Genomic DNA, 23,413 nt, shown 5'->3' on the forward strand with positions numbered 1-23,413 from the left:
AAAAATAGTCTTCTTTTGTTTTGTCTGTTAGACATCACCTTTAAAATAAAGCTCCTTAATCATGTACTTCGACCAGTACTTCATTAAACCCGCTTTCGCTACATTGACATCTCTTTTAAGAACTTATCGGCAGTACCTCGCGGTTGCCTTTCTATATATCTTCAGGTGTTGGTTTCAGCCGGTCTTTTTTGTCCAGCCTTCAGTTTTCGCCTGTTTCAATCTTTTTTGTTTGCTGTCTGCGACATCCGCCGCTTTAGCTTTTTTGCCCTTCCTTTCGGTTGGGAGTGCAAAGGTAGGAATCTTTTTTTTAACTTCCAAATAAAATAATTTTTATTTTTTCGTTTCCCTTTTTCCTTTCTTCGCTATTTCAATATGCTAATTTTATTTAGCTTCCTTTTCCTTCAGGAGCGGGCTGCAAAGGTAACAATCTTTTTCCTTCCTGCAAGCTTTATTTTAAAATAAATCCTGCCCCATCTTCACCATTGTACGCTTTTCAATTAACTTCCTCTCCTTCCGAGCGGGTTGCAAAGGTAGGAAAAATCACAACACCCACAAATGGATTTGCAGGTTTTTTGAGGGAATTCGGCTAAATAATTGGTTTACAGCAGGAAATAATATTTCACTACCACCAAATAGCTATGAACCTCAAGCGTCTAGAGGTATAATCATTATCTTATAACTGAGATAAAATAATATCAAGAGGGCCTGGAGACATGGAATTGGCTATGGCAATCGCATTTTATTATGTACAAAATGAAACCTAAGAATTTCTAGACAGATTTCGAATAAACTCATTTCATTTGAAAAAGGCATAGTAATTAACAGAAAAACTTGAGCCACGGCAAACGCGCTTTTTAATTCTGTTATGGAAAAGACTACGACTGTAGCTTTTGCCTAATAAAGGCAGCTATTATTTTTGAGCATTGTTGTAACTCCTCGAACATTTTTATAAGTTTGATTTATGCGTTTTAATATTGGCCTGATGTTATTGGTTATTTTCATAGTATCGGCCTGCCGGAAAGGAGAGCATATAACCACTGATCCAAACGCCAAACTAAGTATTTCTAATCCCGAAATTTTATTCGATACCATTTTTACTTCAGTAGGATCGGTTACGAAAAAAATAAAAATTGCCAATAAGAATAACAATGCGGTTAGAATAACAGAAATAAAATTGGCAGGAGGCAACACTTCTCCATTTACCATTAATATTAATGGAGAAAGCCTGTTAAATAAAAATGACCTAATTTTAAATGGCCAGGATTCGATTAACCTTTTTGTAAAAGTTACCATTAATCCCAACATCCAAAACCTTGCTTTTTTAGTGCAGGATTCGATTATTTTAAACACCAATGGAAACCGGCAGGTAGTGCAACTTTTGGCTTACGGTCAGAATGCCATATTTATAAACAATGCGGTTATTGGCTCCAATACCATTTGGGCAAAAGCCTTGCCTTATATTATTAATGGTACGCTGACTGTTAAAAGCGGTAATTCTCTTACCATCCAACCCGGCACCAAAATTTATTTCCATAAAGACGCCAACCTAAACGTAGAGGGGACACTAACTGTTAACGGAACGGTTAACGAACCGGTGCTGTTTTGCAGTGATAGGCTGGAAAAAGTATATCATGATGAACCCGGACAATGGAAAGGAATTTTTATAAAAAGAAATGGAAATGGGTTAATTAAATATGCTATTATCAAAAATGCATCAGTTGGCATCACTTCCGATTCCTTATCGTTGAACTCGAACCCAAAATTGATTTTAAGCAGCAGTGTTATTAAAAATATGCAGGTTGCAGCGTACATAGGCTACCATTCGGAGCTTTTGGCATTTAACAATCTAATGTACAATTGTGGCAATTACCTTATTTATGCCGTAGGGGGCGGAAATTATAACCTTAAGCACAATACTTTTGCAGGCTATAACCTCAATTTCCCACGAAAGACCGCAGCTTTGAGCTTTTCCGATTATTTATCAGTTAATGCTTATAATGAACTTCAATTAGATTTAGTCAATAATATCGTTTGGGGCAGTTTAACTAATGAGCTCGATATCCAAAGAAAAACTTCGGCAGCGCTGCAACTGAATTTATGGAACAATCTAATCAGAACCACCAACAGCAGCTACAACAATAACGGCAACATTCTAAATGCAGATCCACTTTTTGTTGATAGGACATTGGAGAATTTTGAATTGCAAACCAGCAGTCCTGCTATAAAAAAGGGGAAAGAACTAAGCACAGACCTCTATTTCAGCAGTTACCTGAATAAAGACCTTAAAGAAAATGCAAGATTTTTTCCCTCAACCTTAGGCTGTTACGAAAAATAATCACTTTTTTTCACCTCATCGAAAACAATTTGACATAAATTCTCGTTTATATATTCGAGAGCGTTAATTTAGATGGTAAGGGTCGATATTTCACATAAGAATATCGGCCCTTTACTTTTTACCTCACTTTATGTTTAAATAGGATTCCAGAAAAATCCGCACAAAAAAAAAGCCATTAACAGTTTAGCCCTGCACCACCTATAAAAATAAAGAGCCTTGCACACATCGTGCAAGGCTCTTTCTGTAAAAATCCGTTAAAGCGATATTATTTATACAATGGAAATGCGCTAACCAGGTTAATTACCTCAGCTTTTACCGCATTAATATTGGCTTCATCGTCTGGATTTGTTAATACCTGATCAATTAAATCAACAATTTTCTCCATTTCAGCTTCTTTTAAACCTCTTGTGGTAATTGCCGCAGTACCAACACGGATACCTGAAGTTACAAATGGCGATTTATCATCAAATGGCACCATGTTTTTGTTTACTGTAATTTCAGCTCTTTCCAAAGCATTTTCAGCAACTTTACCGGTAATGTTTTTATTGCGAAGGTCGATTAACATCAAGTGGTTATCGGTACCGCCAGAAATAATTCCGTATCCTTTAGCCACAAATGCTTTGGCCATAGCCTGTGCATTGGCAGCAACTTGTTTAATATAAGTTCCGTACTCCTCACTTAAAGCCTCGCCAAAAGCAATTGCTTTAGCAGCAATAATGTGCTCTAACGGACCGCCTTGCGTACCTGGGAAAACAGCCATATCCAATAAGTTGCTCATCATACGGATTTCGCCTTTAGGTGTTTTTAATCCCCATGGGTTTTCGAAATCCTGTCCCATCATAATCATACCACCACGCGGGCCACGTAAAGTTTTGTGGGTAGTAGTAGTTACAATATGACAATGAGGAAGCGGGTTAGCCAACAAACCTTTGGCAATTAAACCAGCTGGGTGAGAAATATCAGCTAAAACCAATGCACCAATTTTATCAGCTACCGAACGGATAAATGCATAGTCCCACTCGCGCGAGTAAGCAGATGCACCGCAGATAATTAATTTTGGTTTTTCAGCTAAGGCAACTTCTTCTAGTTTTTTATAATCGATTAATCCGGTTTCTTTTTCAACACCATAAAATAATGGCTGATATAATTTACCAGAAAAGTTTACCGGCGAACCGTGAGTTAAGTGACCACCGTGAGAAAGATCAAAACCTAATATTTTATCGCCTGGCTGAAGGATAGCAAGCATAACCGCTGCATTGGCCTGCGCACCAGAGTGTGGCTGAACGTTAACCCATGCTGCACCAAATAGTTGTTTTGCCCTATCGATAGCAATTTGCTCTACTACATCCACTACCTGGCAACCGCCATAGTAACGTTTTCCTGGTAAACCTTCAGCATATTTATTGGTTAATACTGAACCAGCAGCTTCCATTACCTGCTTGCTTACAAAGTTTTCTGATGCAATAAGCTCTAAACCATGCTCCTGGCGGTTTAACTCCTTATCAATAAGTTCAAAAATTTGGTTGTCGCGTGTCATCGTTATATTAGGTTTGTATTTTTTTTGCAAAAGTAAGAAATTCAAAGCTAATTTAAGCGGTATTACGATAATGCTTTCACATTAAAGTTGTTAAAGCCGCTTCCGATGGTTATCTCTACGATTTGTTGTTGCAACATTTCTAAAATAGCCAGGAAATTGTACACAAAATGCACCTTATTTTCTGAATTTTTAAGCACCAGTGCAAAATCTATCTGCTTATTGATATCTAACAGATTGGCAATAAAATGTTTTTGCTGCTCAATAGTATAGGGATATTGAACTACGGTATGTTTAACTTCTTCGCTCCGCAGCTCATACTTCTGCATGGTACGATGATAAACTGTTAAAAGTTTATATAAATCGAGGGAAAGGAGTTCATCCTGGTGAGATGAAGAAGCAGCTGCCAAACTTAAGTCGAAAGCTATATTACCCCGCTGATCCTGTTTCATCCGGCCATCTTCCAAAACTTTCATTTCTTCGGCAGCCGATTTAAACTGCTTATAGGCGATAAGCCGCGCAATCAGATCCTGTTCTGCATTGATTTCGTTTCCGGCTTCGTCAATTTCAATCCTGGGCAAAAGCATTTTCGATTTAATGCGCATTAAAGTTGCTGCTACCAGAATGAATTCGCTGGCCACTTCTACATTCAGCGCCAATAGCTGATGGATATAGGCCAGGAAATCGTTGGTAATCTTGGCAATCTCCACATCCTGAATATTGAGTTCATCGCGTTCTATAAAGAACAACAATAAATCGAAGGGACCTTCGAAAACCGGAAGTTTTATTTCAAAATTCTCTGCCTGCATGCGTAGGGGCAAACATAACGAAAATTTCAGGTCTTAACAATCTGGCCGCTAATAGCAATAAAAAGATATCTTTAACGCAATCCGCCAAACGCTTACTGCTAAACAGCTAATCACTAATCGCTTAACCGTCAATAATAAACCATTATTTTTCTCTTCTATATTAAAACAAATTTCCCTTACTTTGTATCTTGTTTTTTACCATAAATTTCGAATGCAAGTAAAAGCTGGCCCCCTGCTTTCCAAAATCAACTACCCTGCTGATTTAAAGCAATATAACGAAGCTGACTTAGAACAAATAAGTCAGGAATTACGACAATACATTATCGATGTAGTGAGTGTGAATGGTGGCCATTTTGGTGCCAGTTTAGGTGTTGTCGAACTCACGGTAGCACTACACTATGCGTTAAATACACCATATGATAAACTGGTTTGGGATGTAGGTCACCAGGCTTACGGACATAAAATCCTTACCGGTCGAAGAGATTTATTTCACACCAACCGCGTATATGGAGGCATTAGTGGTTTCCCAAAAATTTCGGAAAGCGAGTACGACACCTTTGGTGTGGGCCACTCATCTACTTCTATTTCTGCCGCCTTGGGTATGGCTGTTGCCTCGCAGCTAAAAGGCGAGACCGACAGACAACATGTCGCCGTAATTGGCGATGGTGCCATGACAGCCGGTTTAGCTTTTGAAGGTTTAAACCACGCCGGGATCGAAAACAGCAATGTACTGGTTATCTTAAACGACAACTGTATGTCTATCGACCCGAATGTTGGTGCGCTGAAAGAATACTTAACCAGTATTACCATTTCAAAATCATACAACCGCTTTCGCGATGATATTTCTCATGTACTTGCAGGGCTTTCTAAATTAGGGCCAAATGCACATAAGTATGTGAAGAAAATAGAGAAGAGTATTAAAGGTACCCTGCTTAAACAAAGCAATTTATTTGAGGCCTTAAATTTCAGGTATTTTGGCCCGGTAGATGGTCATGATGTAAAACGCCTTGCACAAACAATAAAAGACCTTTCTGCAATTCCAGGCCCGAAACTGTTACACTGTGTTACAGTAAAAGGTAAAGGTTTTGCATTAGCCGAAAAAGACCAGACCAAGTGGCATGCACCAGGCCTTTTCGATAAAATTACCGGAGAAATTAAAAAAAGTACGCCAGATAAACCTCAGCCTCCCAAATACCAGGATGTTTTCGGACATACCATGGTCGAACTGGCCGAGGCAAACGATAAAATTGTAGGAATTACGCCAGCAATGCCTTCCGGCTCATCATTAAACATCATGATGAAAGCCATGCCTAAGCGCGCCTTCGATGTGGGTATAGCCGAACAGCATGCTGTAACTTTCTCTGCAGGTTTAGCAGCGCAAGGTCTGGTTCCTTTCTGTAATATATATTCCAGCTTTATGCAAAGGGCTTACGATCAGGTAATTCATGATGTAGCCATTCAAAAACTCAATGTTGTTTTTTGTCTGGATAGGGCAGGATTAGCAGGTGCAGATGGAGCAACCCACCACGGCGCTTATGATATTGCCTATATGCGCTGTATTCCAAACCTGGTGGTTTCTTCGCCTATGAACGAAGAAGAATTGCGCAATTTGATGTTTACGGCTCAACAAGAAAACATCGGTCCTTTTGTAATTCGCTACCCACGTGGTAATGGCGTAATGCCCGATTGGAAAAGACCATTTAAAGCGTTAGAAATTGGTAAAGGCCGTAAAATATGTGATGGAGAAGATGTTGCACTATTAACCATTGGTCATGTAGGTAATTTTGCAGTAGAAGCCCGTGCCGAACTGAATACCGAAGGATTTTATCCTGCACACTACGATTTGCGTTTTGTTAAACCTTTAGATGAGCAAATGCTGCATGAGGTATTTACCAAATATAAACATGTAATTACTGTAGAAGATGGTTCACTGCAAGGCGGCGTAGGTTCTGCAGTTTTAGAATTCATGGCCGATCATGGTTACCAGGCCAACGTAATCCGCTTAGGCATTCCCGATCAGTTTATCGAACATGGCGAACAGCCCGAGCTTTGGGCCGAATGCGGATACGATAAAAACGCCATTGTACAGGCAGTAAGAAAAGTTGCTGTAAAAAGAACAACCGATAGTATGGCTGGTTAAAAGCAAAAAGCCTCAATACACCGATATAAATCCCATTGCAAAAAATGCAATGGGATTTTTTTATGTCAATAGCTGTATTATATAAAAGTAAACCTTGATAGATAAATTAGGTACTTAACCCATGTTGATCAGATGAGTTAATATTGTAAACTCATGTAAAGGCCGTAACAATTACGCTACCATAATTAACCAAATAATATTAAACAAACGTTTGATTTGCTATATTAGCTGCCTAATTAAAATCTAAATTTATTATGTGTGGAATAGTAGGCTACATAGGCTTTAGAGAAGCCTGGCCAATTGTATTAAAAGGCCTTAAAAGATTAGAGTACCGCGGTTATGATAGCGCTGGCATTGCATTAATGAATGATAGTGGGCAGCACATTTACAAAAAGGCAGGTAAAGTTGCCGTTTTAGAAGAATTTGCAGCTTCTCAGGATAAATCTGGCACTATCGGAATAGGCCATACCCGCTGGGCAACGCATGGTGTACCATCTGACCGGAATTCACACCCACATACCTCAAACAACAATAAACTTTCCATCATACATAACGGTATTATCGAAAACTACGCCACTTTAAAAGAAGAATTATTGGAACGTGGCCATGAGTTTAAAAGTGATACCGATACAGAGGTACTCATCCACCTGATTGAAGAAATTCAGAAAATTGAGCAAATCGACCTGATGGAAGCGGTACGTTTGGCACTCCAGGAAGTGAGCGGCGCCTATGCCATTGTAATTATGGATAGAGAAAATCCCGATCGCTTAATTGCAGCACGTAAAGGAAGTCCGATGGTTATTGGTGTTGGTGCAGGCGAATATTTTATTGCATCAGATGCCACACCGATTATCGAATACACCAAAAATGTAATCTACCTGAAAGATGGCGAAATTGCATTAATTACAAAAAGTGATCTTTTAATTAAGCAGCTCGACAATGTGGTGCAAACCCCATTAATTCAGGAACTGGAACTAAAACTAGAGATGCTTGAAAAAGGAGGTTTCGATCACTTCATGTTAAAAGAAATATACGAACAGCCGAGATCGATTAAGGATTGTATGCGTGGGCGCATATACCCGCAAGAAGGCAAAGTTCAGTTGGGTGGAATAAAAGAGTTTGCAGATAAACTAAAAAATATCGACCGGATTATCATTGTAGCTTGTGGCACTTCATGGCATGCCGGTTTGGTAGGGGAATACCTGATTGAAGAATATGCCCGTATACCGGTTGAGGTAGAGTATGCATCAGAATTCAGATACCGCAACCCCATCATCACCGAAAAAGATGTGGTAATCGCCATTTCGCAATCAGGCGAAACTGCCGATACCATGGCTGCTATCGAAATGGCCAAAGAGCGCGGCGCAACCATTTTTGGCATCTGTAATGTTGCTGGTGCATCCATCCCGCGTTTAACACATGCCGGTGTTTACACACATGCAGGTCCGGAGATTGGCGTAGCTTCTACAAAAGCATTTACAGCCCAGGTAACCGTGCTAACGCTAATGGCCTTTTACATGGCCCAGCAAAAAGGCTCCATTACCACTTCAAAGTTAATTGAGCTGTTAACCGAACTAGACCATATTCCTGAAAAAATCCAGGTAGCTTTAGAATCGAATGAGTTAATCAAAGAAGTTGCCGAAAAAATCAAAGATTCCAGGAACTGTTTATTCTTAGGTAGGGGAAGTGGTTTCCCGGTGGCCTTAGAAGGCGCACTAAAACTAAAGGAAATTTCTTATATCCACGCAGAGGGTTATCCAGCAGCCGAAATGAAACACGGCCCAATTGCGCTTATTGACGAGGAAATGCCGGTGGTATTCATCGCTACGCAAAATTCATCTTACGAAAAGGTAATCAGCAACATCCAGGAAGTAAAAGCCCGTAAAGGTAAAGTAATTGCCATTGTAACAGAAGGCGATACTGAAGTGAAGAAAATGGCCGACTACTGTATCGAGATTCCTGATGCAAACGAAGCTTTCTTACCACTATTAGCCACCATACCACTTCAGTTACTTTCTTACCACATTGCGGTAATGAGAGGCTGTAATGTAGATCAGCCAAGAAATCTGGCTAAATCCGTAACAGTTGAGTAGTTAAAAAATAAAGCGCTGATTAAAAAAATCAGCGCTTTATTTTTTATTTAGCCAGTATAAAATCTTTCTCCATCAACGTCAAAAAGCAATCTACTTTAAAACCTGATAAATCTACTTCAATTTTAAAACAATTTTATCTTCCATATGTTTAACATCGCAAACAAGGTTTTGTTTTCGAATAAAATGAACTAAATTATGACTGCTATTAGAAAAACGATTGTATTTAGTAAACTAATTTTCAATTTTGTCGGTTACATGGTTAACCAATTTAGAGGAAAATAAAAAATTAGTTAGGTTCATCAATCAAATTAACACTTCACTGAAATATTTATCACGGTTAAAAATCGTGATAAATATTTCTAAATGAACTTCTCAAACCAATGGTTAACAAACCTGTTCTGTTCAAACCCAATGCGTTGCTTTCTCTCCGGTAAGTACCGGCAACTTCTATCCTTAAATTATATTTCGGGTTTAATAAATAAGCTACCTGCCCCTTTACATAATATAAATCGGTGCCAATCCCCTGACCAATATGGCTGCCATACTGTACCGATCTGGTATCATAACTTTTAAAAATATCACCGCCATAATTCATATCAGCAGGATCCAAGCCATACCGCGAGTACAATGCTTGCCCTTGTAAGTCAAATCTATTATAACTGTAATTTAAAATCCCTAAAAACTCCCTAAAGTTTGCGCCTCGAGGGTGTGCTAATGATTGATTATAATTGGCATAATTAGATATTCGGTCAAAATGGGCATAAGTATAAGGCCTTGCGGTATTAAATTCAGCAAGATAGTTTAAACCTGGCACCTTAAATAAATCCGATCCACGTACCCCAAACTGTACAGCAAACTTATTGGCCCAATAACCATTCCCCTTAAAAAATTCTTTTGCAGTAAATTCGTCAAACATAAACTGGCCATATAATGCTGTTTTTTCTAATAGTTCATATTTCAGGTTAATCCCTAAGCGCATTTTATCTGGTGAGGTCGTATTCGTATTCTCAACTGGGCGCAAAAACATAAAAGGGTGGATATAATTAAAATCAAACCCACGTTTGCCTTCTGGTTGCGCATCAGCCCAGGTTACAGCCTGAAAAAAGCCTACCGAAAAACGTTTCGTAGCATTCCAGTCTACATAATGCGCAGCCATCCACTTTCCTCTGTCTCCAAGTCTTCTATCTGCAGTAAACCGCTCTGCTCCCGGATCCAGCATATAGGCAAATATGGTCTGGTATTGAACACTTCCTAAAGTGGCACGTACACGGAAAAAAGAATAGTTTGATGACACATCAGATAACAGCATCGAACGGTATCCATCACCTATAAAGTTCTTGTCGTAGCCTAAAGCAAAATTCAAATGCTTATTCGGCGTATAAGATAAGAGTGCCGTTACGTACGACCAGTCTTGCTTGTCTACCCCCAATTTACCATAACCTTGCCCAGGCACAACCTGATTGGCTACAATAAAATTATTTATATAATTGGCAAATTTCCCCTGGTTCTCGAAACCATTTAAATAGAAAGAAAATTGCTTACCAACATTCCCACCTACCTGAAAGCCTCTCGTGTTTAACCAGGTTGTACGATCACTGGCAACATCTCGGCCAATTTGAAAATCAGGCAAAAAGTCGGCATAAATGCTATAATCGTCATCCTTAAATTCTAAAAGGTGTTCCTGAAACAATTTACGGTGTACCCACCTTCTTTTGTTCAAACTATCAGTACCGGCATTCATCAAAGAATCATATTGCTTTTGCAAAGCGCTATCATCTGCATAAAAGCCTTTAATAGCCGAGTGAAATTTCGATTGGCGATCATATACCGATGTACTTAGCTTTTGGTAAAACTGATAATCGTAAGGGATAATATTATTGGGAGTAGGATTTTGTGCTTTCGTACTTAAAGCAAAAATGGCCATAAAGGCCATAAAGAGGATTTTTTTCGTCATTTTCTAATCGTTAATAATTTGATCTAATTCTTCAAATACCGAATTTTTACTTTTGAACTCCGGGACAAGCTTTTTCATGTTGATTACCACTTGTCTATCATTACCTGATCTTGCTGAGGCAACCAGCTCATAAATCTGTTTTTCTACATCAGCAAATATATATTCACGCACCTTGCCAATCATAATTTTTTCGTGGTGGGTGGGCATGGTATTCTCGTTATCATTCAAGAGCTCTTCGTAAAGTTTTTCTCCCGGTCGTAAACCAGAATATTCAATCTTCACATCAACATTGGGTTCTAAACCAGCTAATCTGATCATTTTTTTGGCCAATTCTACAATCTTAACCGATTTACCCATATCGAAAACGAAAATCTCACCACCTTTACCCATGCACCCTGCTTCCAGCACCAAACGGCAAGCCTCAGGTATGGTCATAAAATAGCGGGTAATTTCAGGGTGCGTAACCGTTAATGGTCCACCTTTTTCAATCTGCTGCCTGAAGCGGGGAATTACAGATCCGTTTGATCCTAAAACATTGCCAAACCTCGTAGTAATAAATTTGGTAATAGGTTTGACATTTAGCTCGTTAATGTATTGTAAACCATTACTAAAAATAAAGCCTTCTGTACTTAACGAATTGTTTAATGATTGAACATAAATTTCGGCAATCCTTTTAGAAGCCCCCATAATATTAGTGGGGTTTACTGCCTTATCGGTAGAAATCATCACGAACTTTTGCACACCAAATTTAACAGCTTTATCCGCAATAGTTTTGGTACCCAAAACATTAGCCTTAATCGCCTCTGCCGGATTATCCTCCATCAAAGGCACATGTTTATAGGCCGCAGCATGATACACATAATGTGGTTTATAAGTATCAAATAACTTATCCATACGTTGTTCATCTCTAACATCACCTACAAAGGCATGAAAATTCTTATTCTTATTGTTTTCTTCTAATTCAAGATACAGTTCGTGTAAAGCTGTTTCCAATTGATCACAAAGAATAATCAAACCCACCTCGAATTTAGATAGCTGCCGCACAATTTCACTACCAATAGATCCGGCCGCGCCAGTAATCAGGATTCGCTTTTTATTCAGCATTTCACCAATGCCTTCTATATCAATCTTAATAGATTTACGATTTAATAGATCCTCAATATTCAGCTTTTGAATCTGCGCAGACTTTAACTGTCCATTGGTCCAAACATCAAGTGGCGGGATATTTAAAACCTTTATATCATTTTCTAAACATAAATCTACAATCGCATCTTTTTTATCATCGGGAATAGTGTAAGAGGCAAAGATAATTTCATCCAGCTCATGCTCACCAATCAAATAGGCCAGGTTCGCAGCGTCCAAAATTTTCACACCATCTATGGTCTTGCCCACCTTGCGCTGATCATCATCAACAAAGGCAACAATATTTTTATTTACACTTCCATCATGATCAAAAGTTCGTTTAGTGGCCAGGCCAGCTTCACCAGCTCCGTAAATAATTACCTTTTTCTTATCCAGGTTAAGGTTCTTCACATAAATAAAGAAGTATTTAATCAGCACTCGATAAGTCATCAACAGCAAAAAGCTGGCTAAACCATTGGTGATTAATATAGTAAAAGAAATTAAGGGGTATTGGAAAAAAGTAATTGAAATTAGATTTAGAACAAAAAAAGTTCCGTTACAAATAATTACTGATAACAAAATGCGGAATGAATCCTGAGCGCTGGTATAACGAATAATGCCCGTAAAGGTCTTAATATGAAAAAAAACAGCAATATTTATGGTTCCGAGAATCAAAAGATTCCGGGCCAACTCTGGCAATTCAATTGCAGTTAAATCTAAGTTATTCTTAAGTGAATAAGCAAATATTAAAGAACAGGTGCATATAGTCAAATCTAATAAGAAAATGACCCAGCGGGGAACAATATTAATTTGTGTAAACAAAATACAATAGGCTAAATTTTAGTAAAGATACACATTATAACAATCCTAATACAAATCTAATGCGATAACTTCATCGTTTTCAAAAGCATCCGGAATCTCTGTTAGTCTTGCCACGCTACTACAGCCCTCAATACTTACCCCCTTGCCAATCTTAGCACCGCCACCAATATATGAATTAGGATATATACTGCAAAAATCTCCGATGAACGCATCATGATCAATAGTTACGTTAGCATTAATCACTACGTGCTTACCAATAATTGCTCCCGACTGAATCACAGCACCGGCTAAAATTACACTTCCTTCTCCAATTACAACATCGGCTGCAACCGTAGCTTTAGGATGCACTATAGTGCCAAATTCATGTACAATATATTTGGAAATATTTCGCCTGATCTCATTATTACCTATTCCAATAATAAGCTTTGCCTGTTGCTCAATACTTTCGTGATAAGAAGAAACAGGAACACCGTTGATTACTGATAAATCTTGATTATCATCAAAATAGGTGACTAACTGATCATCATTTAATTTAATCGTATCTCCAATCACCCTTGCGTGGCCTCCACCACCATAAATTACCCAATCACTCATTACTTAACTTTAAGTTAAACAAATGTTCTCTACCCTCAATTTTAAATCTTAAGGTTACGAAAACAACCAGGCACATTGCCAACAAGAATAATGCCGATAAAAAATTAGCCTGTATAACAAAGATAATAAGGAGGTTAATAACCAATTGAACAGCCAAATAAAGCGCTACAACAGCCAGTTGTGGCCATTTTTTCTCATTAGCTAAATATTGATAAAAATGTGAGCGGTGTGCTTTAAAAATATTTTCCTTCCGCATTACCCTGAAGAAAATTGTAGTCACTGTATCCAATCCGTATACCAGTAAAAATAAAATGTAAACTGGATTCTGTGTTTTAAAAATCAACTGTCCTAAAAGAAAAACAATAATAAAGGCAATACTTACACTCCCTACATCCCCCGCAAAGCATTTGGCTTTTTTTCTAAAGTTGAAAAAGTTAAATACCAATACAGATATAATTATCATAAGCAATAGTTGTACAGATGTAAAATCAACAACATACTGATCGATATAATAAAGGGTGCCTAAAAGCAATAAACTATATCCACCTGTAATCCCGTTAATGCCATCCATAAAATTATAGGCATTAATAGTACCTATTACTACAACAGCTCCTATTGCCGTAAAATACCAGGGGAAATAAATTACATCCAGTTGTGTAAAGAGCAATAGCACCGATAAACCATGTACTATCAATCTCACTTTGTTATTAAGCGTATGCATATCATCCAGAAAGCTGATAAGCGCAATGAGAAACAAACCGATACTGAAAAACAGATAGTGAAAGTCAAAAAGAAAAAAAGCAAGCAAGCCTGCCAGGCTAAAAATAATCCCTCCTCCACGTATAGTAACACTAGAATGAGAACTTCGATGGTTAGGTTTATCAATGATATTAAATCGATCTGCTATTTTGAAATAGGTTATTTCAAGAAAAAATAGTGCCGAAATAATTAGAGTAGTTTCTAAAAATGTCATAAGTAAAATACAATTTTCGATTCTTCAGTTATGAATATATTTATTTTTGCTCCTTTATTTTAGATATTGTCCTCTTATTAGTTATCGACCTTTCTTTATCAAAAATCCAGCCCCATTTATTAAAATAGTACACCGCAGATGTAAGATACATTTTAAGATTTCTCCAATCACTTATGGACTTAAAAAGATGATCATGGAAAACTACACTATTTGGATAAAAAACATTTTTAAACCCTGCAGCAATACATCTTCTACTTATATCTAGATCTTCCATATGCATAAAAATTTTCTCATCAAATCCTTGTATTTTTTTAAGTGCTTCTGAAGAAAAAACCATAAAGCATCCGGAAAGATATGGGACTTCCATTATTTGATTATATCCACTAAACTTTAATTCAAAATTGTTAGTAATTTTTTCCTTAATGGATTGAACTGGCATAAATCTTCTAATAAAGAAATCTATGGGGCTTGGAATTAATTTAGCTAGATATTGAACATTTCCATTTGGATACAATATTTTTGGCATAATTAGCCCAATTGATTTATCTCTTACCATAAAATCAATAATATTTTCTAAAACACCTTCGTCATAGTAAATATCAGGGTTTAGCACCAAATGGTATTTTGTATCATCTATATACTTAAAAATACCAATATTATGTGAGGTGCCATAACCAGGATTTTGGGGGTTAGAAATATATTCCACCCTGCTATCTATTATGATATTCTTTAACTCGTCAGTGGGAGAATTGTCAATCAATACTAATCTAACATTTAAATTAGTATTGAGAAAACTATTAATTGCGTTTAAAAGCTGAGTTCTTTCATTTTTATAAATTACTAAACTACAAACAATATCAAACATCTTTTTTTGATTTACAGTTAATCATAAATAATAATATTAAGTAATGCCTTTATTAAATTTAATCTAAAAAATATCTTTTCCTTAAAATTAAATTTACTTTTACCACTCGATGTATCCGAAGTATTTTTATCATGCTTCCTATGGAATAACAAAATATTTGGTAAAAATTTCACTTTGAATTTAAGTTCTGCTACTAAGCCAATATACGAATCGTGCATTGGTAAATCTTTTGGAAAAGGTAAGCATTTATTTAAAACCTCTTTATTAAAGGCCATACAACATCCTATATAACTATTTCGGTAAAGATTTTTTATGATGCCCTTTTTTGAATTATTAAACTTAAAAAATGATGGTATGATAGTTTCAAATTTATCGTTTACAACCTCACAATCTGACAACACAAGATCGTGATCGATTAAATATTCACACATGATTTTTACTTTATCTGGGGCCCAAACATCATCTTGATCTGCTAAAAAAATAACATTACCACTTGCATTTTTTAAGCAATTTTCAAAATTATATATCGGACTATAAAATTTTTGACCTTCAAGTATTCTAATTCTCGAGTCCTTTAATGATTTTATTTTTGTAATAGTACCATCTGTCGAAGAGTCATCGGATATTATTATTTCATCATTTGGATTGATTTGGTTCAAAATTGATTTTATTTGATCAATAATATATTTTTCACCATTATAGGTTGCAATGCAGATAGAAATCATAAAAAATTATTCTAATTTTTTGTTATATTGAACAAAATCCATACGAATGTAGGAATACATTATAATCATTACTAGCATCCCTGTTGAACTAACCAATAATGGATTGGTCCCACAAATAAATAAATAAGTCGCAAAAGCAGGAATAATATATCGATTGTAAGTATTAATTTTTTTATTAACGATAATATTAATCATTGGATAAATAATCAATACTAAAAAAAATAACCCTAGAGGAATTCCAAAATAACGTATTAACTCGATATAAGTAAGTTCAACTTGAGAAGTAAACCCATTTTTACCAATTGAATAAAACCTACTGCCAAGCCCTTGACCCCATAATAAATATTGTGGATGTTCTTCAAAATTATCCATTAGAGATACATAGTGACCATGTTTAGTCTCCGCTGATGCTTCCTTTTTTTCAAATGATAAACTCAAAGCAAACATTGTTATGGCTGTAAACAATAATGTTAGAGTAACTAAGGAGTAAAAGGCGTTTTTTCTTTCTTTCAGAAATATATAAATCCAATATATAAGAACACAGATGGCTGAAATCATGTTTGCCCTCGTACCAGATATAATCAAACAAATAAAAAATGTTGATATTAAAATTATTTTTTTCACTGAGAAACCCTCTCTTACAATTACCGAGCAATAATAAGACAAAGGAAAAACTAGCATTGGGCTTGTTTTATAATAAATCATCGAAACAGTATATCCATAAAAATCCCTGTTGGCTATCATCATCGTTTCTGTTCCTATAACTAGATAATTATATACTTGTCCAAAAAGAGCTACATTATAAATCGGTAAGAAATAGATAAAAATTGTAATTAAGGGTATAAGAATCGAACAGTTCGTTATATACTTTCCAATATCAATATTCATATCCACTACAACTATCAATAAAAATAAAATGGAAATAGATTTTAAAAATCCAAATGCAAATGCAAAATCAGTATATCCCCCCCCCTGAGCAATGGCAGTAAAAATTCCGAAAACAGTAATAAATATCAAAAAGAATATAATTATTATATTTTCTTTATAATATTTTATTTTAGATGTTAATTTTAAAATCAACCATCCAAATATTACTAATATAAATGCTGGTATTTTTAAATGAAAAATGCGGTCGCTTGGATCTATTAATAGAATCAATACAAGAAGTGACAATAAAAATTTAACAATCCGAACAATCATATTTTAGTTTTAAAAAAACATTCTAAAAATAGAGCTTTTATATTTTATATCGAGTTTTACATATCCTCAAAAACTGCGACATCTTACAGTCTTCCATTTTTAGACACTTAAAAAGGATTAAAGCCTCTCAAGCGTGTTTTATAGTATAAAGGAGTATACAAATCTTTAATACTATATAATACTTCCTATTACGATAACTATTGCGCTATTATAATTCAATACATCAAGAAATTTTCCTTTTACAGGAATATTAAAACAAACTTTGCTTAAAATCAACGGATTTATTTAATTACAAATGTTTTTGTTAAACATATTATACTATATAACAAAAATATTCATAAACTATTAAAGCATTCGCTTGAGCCATTCATTTATAGAATACTTGTGCAATATTTGTTCAGGAGTTGGATTAAATTCGGCTTTAAAAAAAGCAGTGTCAAAATGTGGATTTTCCCTATCTATTACTAATATATTTTGTGAATCGTAAAAATCATAATTTACAATATCGCTATTTGTTGTAATTATTTTCTTTTGCGCGCCCAGCAGCTCTATTGTTCTCATGGTCAAACCAGTCTGTTGCGAATGAGCCATATCAAGAGTGGCCTTTGACTTCATAATTAAATCCAAATTCATTTTTGTGGTGATAGGTTTAAAGATAAGGTACTCTTTATTACCTTTTAGTTCTTTACCTACAAGCTTATGTAAAAGATAATTCATGTACCCTGTATAGAGAATTACCTTATAGCGTAATCCTTCCTTTTTGCAAAAATTCACAATTTTTTTTACTAGTCTCAGCCTGTCTGAATGATACCAACCTAAGGAATAAAGATCATATTTGACCTCCATCCCACCATATTGCCTTTTATCATACTCTCTCCTAAAAAAAAGAGGATTAAAAATAAATTCTTTGTTTTCGAGACAATCCGCCTTGTCAAATGAATAGACATTGTCAAAATTTTTAGCTGTTATTTTACTTTGCGGTATCCTAACAATAGAATCCCAGAGGTATAGAACCCATTTGCTATTCGGATTCTTGCTTTTGATTTTATCTATAGCATTCTGCGAAAGACATTCTCCTTTTATTACAAAGACAAGATCATAGTCAGATTTCGAGGAATTTGCTATATGCATACTTGTCTTTTCCCTATATGATTTTATCTTATCCCAATTATTTCTCCTTAGATAATACCTGTAAGGGATTCCTGCGGGAAATTCCGAAAAATAATCAACATCATAACCTAATAAATTGAATTCATTGATTATAGCCTGATCATAATCATAAAAACCGATGCCTATAAATAAAACTTTTTTCCTATCCATTATTTAAACAACCCTTTTTCTTTCATTTCAGTAATACTCGCTTCGTATTTACTTTCTTTAATTTCTTGTGTAAGTACCCATTCAGTAAATTTCTTAATACCATTTTCAAAATTGTACTCAGGCTCAAATCCAAGCAGTGCTTTTATCTTGGTAAGATCGGCATAGTTATGACGGATGTCACCCAGCCTGTAGTTTCCCGATATTTTTACATTTGTATCAGCACCATAATTTTTTATAAGCGTGTCAGCTACAGTAATAACATCGGTAGCTTCACCTGTACCTACATTAAATACTTCACTATTTGCTTCTTCTTTTTCAAGGCCAAGAATTGTAGCAGCAACTACGTCATCTATATATACAAAATCACGTGTTTCTTTACCGTCTTCAAAAATATTGATGTCTTTACCATTCTTGATAAGCGTTGAGAAAATAGACAGGATGCCTGTATAAGGATTTGATAATGATTGACCCGGACCATAAACATTCTGATACCTAAAAGCTACGGGAGCAATTCCTATTGTAGGGCAAACAGTCATGATCATTTGTTCCTGGTTCTGTTTTGTAATACCATATACAGAAGATGGGTGAATTTTAGACTCCTCATCTGTCGCAACCAGCTGTAGAGGTTTTGTTGCTCCTTTGTATTTCACTTCAAAATCTCCTGAAGTCATATATTCATCAGTCCTATGTTTAGGATAAACATAAGCATTTAAGTCTTCAGACCAATATCTGCCCTCTCCATAAATAGACCTTGAAGAAGCAATAACAACTTTTTTAACCGAATGCTTTCCATTGGCAAGCAGGTCAAGCATTAATGCAGTACCACCAATATTAACATCGGTATACTTCTGAATTTCATACATAGACTGGCCTGTACCTGTTTCGGCAGCAAAATGTACTATAGCATCCTGGCCTGCTAGGGCCTGATTCCAGTCTTCTTTTGAGGTAACTGTCCCCTTGATAAACTTTACTTTTCCTTTTATTTTCAAAAATAAAAAAGAATTCTCTTCGGCATTCTCACCATGAATTTGTGGCGACAAAGTATCAAGTACAGTTACATTATATCCTTTATCAATTAATTGCAAAGACAGGTTAGAGCCTATAAATCCGGCACCGCCGGTAATTAGAATGTTTTTCATTTTATCTTATTTTATTTTAAAAAATCGCCTTTTTCATCTGTTTTAAGCCACTCGCCCCTCTCAAAACAATATCGCTTAATAATTTTTGCCGGAGCACCCACAACAATACAAAAATCAGGAATAATTCCCGAAACTATGCTATTAGCCCCTATAGTACAATGTTTGCCAATATTACTTCCTGGCAAAATTACCGAATTATTATAAATTTTGCAGTCATCACCTATTGATACAGGTTTTACTTTTATCTTCTGCCTTTCAATGGGAAGGTTTATATCTTCATAAGGATGATGAATATCTGTTATAGTAACATTTGCAGCTATTCCAGTGTTTTTACCTATATATATACTTCCTGCGCAGGTCAAATGCAGGTTTTGTTGTATTGTACAAAAGTCATCTAATATAATATGAGGTGTAAAAACTTCCCCTTCATAACTTCTAAATCCTTCAATCCTTGCATGATAATTTATAGATACATTATTATGAATCGAAATAAAACCAGGCGTAATTATTAACGGCTTTCTAACAATTACATTTCTCCCTAAATCTTTAAATGCAGGTTTATTCAAAACATACCATATACGTCTGTACAGAGCCAAATAAATCCTTTCAAGCATATTACATTTTTTTTATAAAGTCATTAAACATTCCTTCCTTAAACGGCTCAAACATAATACATTCCTCAGAATCTATAAAATCATTCTTATCCAACTCACTTACATCAACTGCATTTTCAACAAGGTATACATTCGGATTATCTATAACATCCTGATGTGTCAGATAATCTTTAATTTTATAAAGATAGACCTTAACCTTATAATGTAGTGCTTCATATACCGCGGTAGACTGTATCGCAAAAATTGCTCTTGAAACGGAAAGTATTTCGCCCATAGATCTCTGAGATGCTATTACTTCGATTGTATCATAAGCTTCATACAATGATGTAATTATATTAAACTCCTCAAACTGGTTGGGATGTAGTTTTATACATATCGTGCCTTTATAGTCGTCTTTCAATAAGCTGTCTATAAAATACAGTAAATCATTGCTGTAAATATTTGCGAATATAATTGTAAGATCATATTCTTTTGATTCATTGACTGTTCTCTTTGCATAAAAATTATTCCCCATTGGAATGATATTCTTTACCGGATAGTTTAAATTGCCGGTCCAGAAATCTGAAAAAGAGAAAAACGTATTAGGGAAAGTTTTCAATTCTCCCGATTGAATAGTATCTGGATACGAATACGCAGGATGCACATATCCTATGAGTCCATGCTGAAGTTCAATAACCGGAATATTCAATTTATTAGCCGCCAAAAACAATCCTTTCTGGATTCCATTCTGAACAATAAATATAGCTTTAGGTCTTATCCTCCTGAACAAACGCCAATAATAGGCATTGGAAATCTTATAGCTAATAATTAAAGCAGCTATATCATTTGTAAGATTGAGATCAATGTTAAACTCGCAATTTAATATCTCTACAATTTTAAAAGATTCGGAAGTCTTTTTAGTAAACTTTTGCTTTATTCGCCATTTGTATGTCGCCATCAGTAGTCCAAAATCAAAAACCGACTTATAACGACTATTAGCAGTATCTTTATTAAAACTCTCAATCATTAAAGAATCATTATAGATAATGCTTAATATGTCATCAGATATAACATCTGAATCTTTTTTATTAACATCCTTATTTCTTGAGGCCGTAAAGCAAATGTACTTGTATTTCTGTAGGGTTTTTAGATAAAAATTGATGTATCCCAAAACATTGCCAAACAAAATAGAGAGCATGGTCAGTTTAGATCTTTTCGCATTTACAATAGGTAAAAGCTTAGTATCGCAAACCTTAAAATACAGTAAGTAAAAAACATCGTGCCTTACAATATCCCAATACAATATCCCCTCACTGTTTTTCTCTTCAAAAAAACTATTGGCGGTTTCAATCTTCTGAAATTTATCTGTAAACTCTATTATATCCATTTAAATATCATAATTCTTATACCTTAAGATCTTAGCAGGTATACCTCCTACTATTGCATTCTCAGGGACATCTTTAGTTACTACTGAATTCGCTCCGACTATTGCATTACTCCCTATAGTAACACCTGGGGAAACTAGAACATTAACGCCAATCCAAACCGCGTCTTTAATTATAACATTTCCAAGCTTAGGTTTTATCTCATCTTTTAGATTGTAATCGCAATCAACTTCTGAGGATTGTGTCCAAATGCTAAAGAAAGGACCAATGCTACAATTTTTACCAATGTTAATCTCACATCCTTCAGATGCCTGCAACACAGAGTATCTGCCTACATAACTATCTCTCCCCAAATCTATTTTGCCTGCGCCATACATCAAAACCCCTTCTCCATTAAAGTAAAAAGATGGATGTATGGTATATATAGACCGGTAACTATCATATACATTTTGCTGATAGCTCTCTTTGAATAAGGAGAATATTTTAGCAATTATTTTTTTTACAATACCCATACTATCAGTGTTGTTTTTTTGAAAAAGCACTAAACCAAGGCAAAGGATAAATGCTGTGACAATAAATCGCAATAGAAGAGAAAAAGACCAGATAACTTACAGCAAGCGTAATGGCCGCACCAATTGGGCCAAATTTAGGAACAAGTAAAAAGTTCAATCCTAGATTTATGGCAACATTTGCAAATGACATATAAAAAAGGATTTTTGTCTTTTTTAGGTAGAAAATTATATTTGCAAATAGCAGATACATACCCTGAAAAAAATATCCTAACGTAATCCATATCACATACTTAGAGCCTTCTGCAAATTTAGCATCTACAAACCATTCAAAAATAAATGGTGTAAGTATCCAAAGAGACAGAACAGTAACTACCATAAGACCAATAAAACCGAAGTAAACCTTTACAACTTTTGACTTTGACTCATGTGTGTTTTGAGTAAACAATTCATAACTAAATGGTATAATTGCATTAGCAAAGGCTCCGCATAAGATTGATATCGCTGAACCTATAACGTATCCTATATTATAAATACCCAAAACGTCTTTCCCGTAAAAATGATCTATAAACATCCTGTCAGACATATTTATTACCATGCATCCAAAAATATGGGGAACAAGGGGTAAACCAAACATCAAGGAATCTTTCATATTAAAGGAGCTGATTTTTTTCGTCAGCAAATTCCTTTTTTTCAGCATTATGTACAATGCTATAACCGAAAAAATAGCAATTGATAAATATTGTCCAATAAATCTACCCTCATATCCGTATTTAAATACAATAACAAGTAAAATTGATAGTGCAACATTTAGCATTGAAGAGGATAAGCTAAACGTTATATATTTAGCAGCTTCATCTTTAATCTGATAATCAATAAGCAATAACGAATTAAAAAACGATAAAAAACAGGAAATAGGTATTGCAAGTACCCATATAGCGGGAACATCGAAGTAATGCTCTATTTGTGTGTGGAAAATAGCTGTTACTAAAGTTAAAAAGAAGGCAATAAAAAATGGAGGTATAATAGAAGAAGTAAAATAACTCGAATAATTTTCTTTTTCACCTTTAAAATAAGCAACAGATATTGCCCCTTGAATACCTAGTGTAACCAAGGGTAATACAAAACTCGAAATTGATGCTAATAATGCTAAAATACCGAAGTCTTTAGGCACAAGATAAAATGTGAAAACTGGCAGTAAAAAAAAAGCTATGCCCCTTTCTATGAAAGAGGCAATGGTATAAAGGGAAAAAGACTTTAATAATTTCATCTAATAGCGTTCTTGAAAAATTACAAAAAAA

19 protein-coding genes are annotated in these 23,413 nt (G+C 35.3%); 3 read left to right on the forward strand and 16 right to left on the reverse strand.

Translation table 11 applies throughout. From position 1 onward, the window contains the following. Positions 1 to 174 precede the first annotated feature (174 nt). Entirely contained in the window at positions 175 to 318 is a 144-nt protein-coding gene (locus tag HWV58_RS07680; protein WP_175633541.1) for a hypothetical protein, read from the reverse strand. Positions 319 to 961: 643 nt separating this feature from the next. Between HWV58_RS07680 and HWV58_RS07685 the strand changes: the two genes are divergently transcribed. Next, positions 962 to 2,335, forward strand: coding sequence for a hypothetical protein (locus tag HWV58_RS07685; RefSeq protein WP_175633542.1), 1,374 nt, complete (start codon positions 962 to 964; stop codon positions 2,333 to 2,335). A 265-nt stretch (positions 2,336 to 2,600) separates the two neighbouring features. Here the strand turns inward: HWV58_RS07685 and glyA are convergent, their stop codons facing one another. After that, positions 2,601 to 3,872 (reverse strand): serine hydroxymethyltransferase, encoded by a 1,272-nt coding sequence (gene glyA / locus HWV58_RS07690; protein ID WP_175633543.1) that lies wholly within the window; start codon positions 3,870 to 3,872, stop codon positions 2,601 to 2,603. 62 nt (positions 3,873 to 3,934) lie between these two features. Next, on the reverse strand, positions 3,935 to 4,678 hold the full coding sequence (locus tag HWV58_RS07695) for a segregation and condensation protein A (protein WP_175633544.1): 744 nt from the start codon (positions 4,676 to 4,678) through the stop codon (positions 3,935 to 3,937). A 211-nt stretch (positions 4,679 to 4,889) separates the two neighbouring features. Between HWV58_RS07695 and dxs the strand changes: the two genes are divergently transcribed. Both dxs and glmS read left to right on the forward strand, forming a co-directional pair. After that, a complete protein-coding gene (gene dxs / locus HWV58_RS07700; RefSeq protein WP_175633545.1) occupies positions 4,890 to 6,818 on the forward strand; it encodes a 1-deoxy-D-xylulose-5-phosphate synthase in 1,929 nt (642 codons plus the stop codon). 254 nt (positions 6,819 to 7,072) lie between these two features. Next, positions 7,073 to 8,911, forward strand: coding sequence for a glutamine--fructose-6-phosphate transaminase (isomerizing) (glmS, locus tag HWV58_RS07705; protein ID WP_175633546.1), 1,839 nt, complete (start codon positions 7,073 to 7,075; stop codon positions 8,909 to 8,911). 337 nt (positions 8,912 to 9,248) lie between these two features. Here the strand turns inward: glmS and HWV58_RS07710 are convergent, their stop codons facing one another. The 13 genes from HWV58_RS07710 to HWV58_RS07770 all read right to left on the reverse strand — a co-directional run bounded on the left by HWV58_RS07710 (position 9,249) and on the right by HWV58_RS07770 (position 23,382). Next, a complete protein-coding gene (locus HWV58_RS07710) occupies positions 9,249 to 10,865 on the reverse strand; it encodes a gliding motility protein RemB (RefSeq protein ID WP_175633547.1) in 1,617 nt (538 codons plus the stop codon). Positions 10,866 to 10,868: 3 nt separating this feature from the next. Continuing rightward, positions 10,869 to 12,809, reverse strand: coding sequence for a polysaccharide biosynthesis protein (locus HWV58_RS07715; RefSeq protein ID WP_175633548.1), 1,941 nt, complete (start codon positions 12,807 to 12,809; stop codon positions 10,869 to 10,871). Positions 12,810 to 12,854: 45 nt separating this feature from the next. Next, entirely contained in the window at positions 12,855 to 13,403 is a 549-nt protein-coding gene (locus HWV58_RS07720) for a PglD-related sugar-binding protein (protein ID WP_175633549.1), read from the reverse strand. Beyond that, positions 13,396 to 14,376, reverse strand: coding sequence for an MraY family glycosyltransferase (locus HWV58_RS07725; protein WP_175633550.1), 981 nt, complete (start codon positions 14,374 to 14,376; stop codon positions 13,396 to 13,398). The genes HWV58_RS07720 and HWV58_RS07725 overlap by 8 nt, the downstream gene beginning before the upstream one ends. Before the next feature lie 40 nt (positions 14,377 to 14,416). After that, on the reverse strand, positions 14,417 to 15,241 hold the full coding sequence (locus tag HWV58_RS07730) for a glycosyltransferase family 2 protein (RefSeq protein ID WP_175633551.1): 825 nt from the start codon (positions 15,239 to 15,241) through the stop codon (positions 14,417 to 14,419). Positions 15,242 to 15,258: 17 nt separating this feature from the next. Then, the gene (locus tag HWV58_RS07735) at positions 15,259 to 15,966 is read right to left on the reverse strand and encodes a glycosyltransferase family 2 protein (RefSeq protein WP_175633552.1); all 708 of its coding nucleotides are present in this window, start codon (positions 15,964 to 15,966) and stop codon (positions 15,259 to 15,261) included. Positions 15,967 to 15,972: 6 nt separating this feature from the next. Further along, positions 15,973 to 17,166, reverse strand: a complete 1,194-nt coding sequence (locus tag HWV58_RS07740; RefSeq protein WP_175633553.1) for a hypothetical protein — start codon at positions 17,164 to 17,166, stop codon at positions 15,973 to 15,975. Between the two features lie 345 nt (positions 17,167 to 17,511). Next, positions 17,512 to 18,486 (reverse strand): hypothetical protein, encoded by a 975-nt coding sequence (locus tag HWV58_RS07745; protein ID WP_175633554.1) that lies wholly within the window; start codon positions 18,484 to 18,486, stop codon positions 17,512 to 17,514. After that, positions 18,486 to 19,625, reverse strand: coding sequence for an NAD-dependent epimerase/dehydratase family protein (locus HWV58_RS07750; RefSeq protein ID WP_175633555.1), 1,140 nt, complete (start codon positions 19,623 to 19,625; stop codon positions 18,486 to 18,488). The genes HWV58_RS07745 and HWV58_RS07750 overlap by 1 nt, the downstream gene beginning before the upstream one ends. An 11-nt stretch (positions 19,626 to 19,636) precedes the next feature. Beyond that, the gene (locus HWV58_RS07755; protein ID WP_175633556.1) at positions 19,637 to 20,239 is read right to left on the reverse strand and encodes an acyltransferase; all 603 of its coding nucleotides are present in this window, start codon (positions 20,237 to 20,239) and stop codon (positions 19,637 to 19,639) included. 1 nt (position 20,240) lies between these two features. Further along, a complete protein-coding gene (locus tag HWV58_RS07760; RefSeq protein WP_175633557.1) occupies positions 20,241 to 21,605 on the reverse strand; it encodes a hypothetical protein in 1,365 nt (454 codons plus the stop codon). Next, on the reverse strand, positions 21,606 to 22,115 hold the full coding sequence (locus HWV58_RS07765; RefSeq protein ID WP_175633558.1) for an acyltransferase: 510 nt from the start codon (positions 22,113 to 22,115) through the stop codon (positions 21,606 to 21,608). Positions 22,116 to 22,119: 4 nt separating this feature from the next. Next, the gene (locus HWV58_RS07770; RefSeq protein WP_175633559.1) at positions 22,120 to 23,382 is read right to left on the reverse strand and encodes an oligosaccharide flippase family protein; all 1,263 of its coding nucleotides are present in this window, start codon (positions 23,380 to 23,382) and stop codon (positions 22,120 to 22,122) included. Positions 23,383 to 23,413 lie beyond the last annotated feature (31 nt).

Source organism: Pedobacter ghigonis, assembly GCF_903166585.1.
Lineage (GTDB): Bacteria > Bacteroidota > Bacteroidia > Sphingobacteriales > Sphingobacteriaceae > Pedobacter > Pedobacter ghigonis.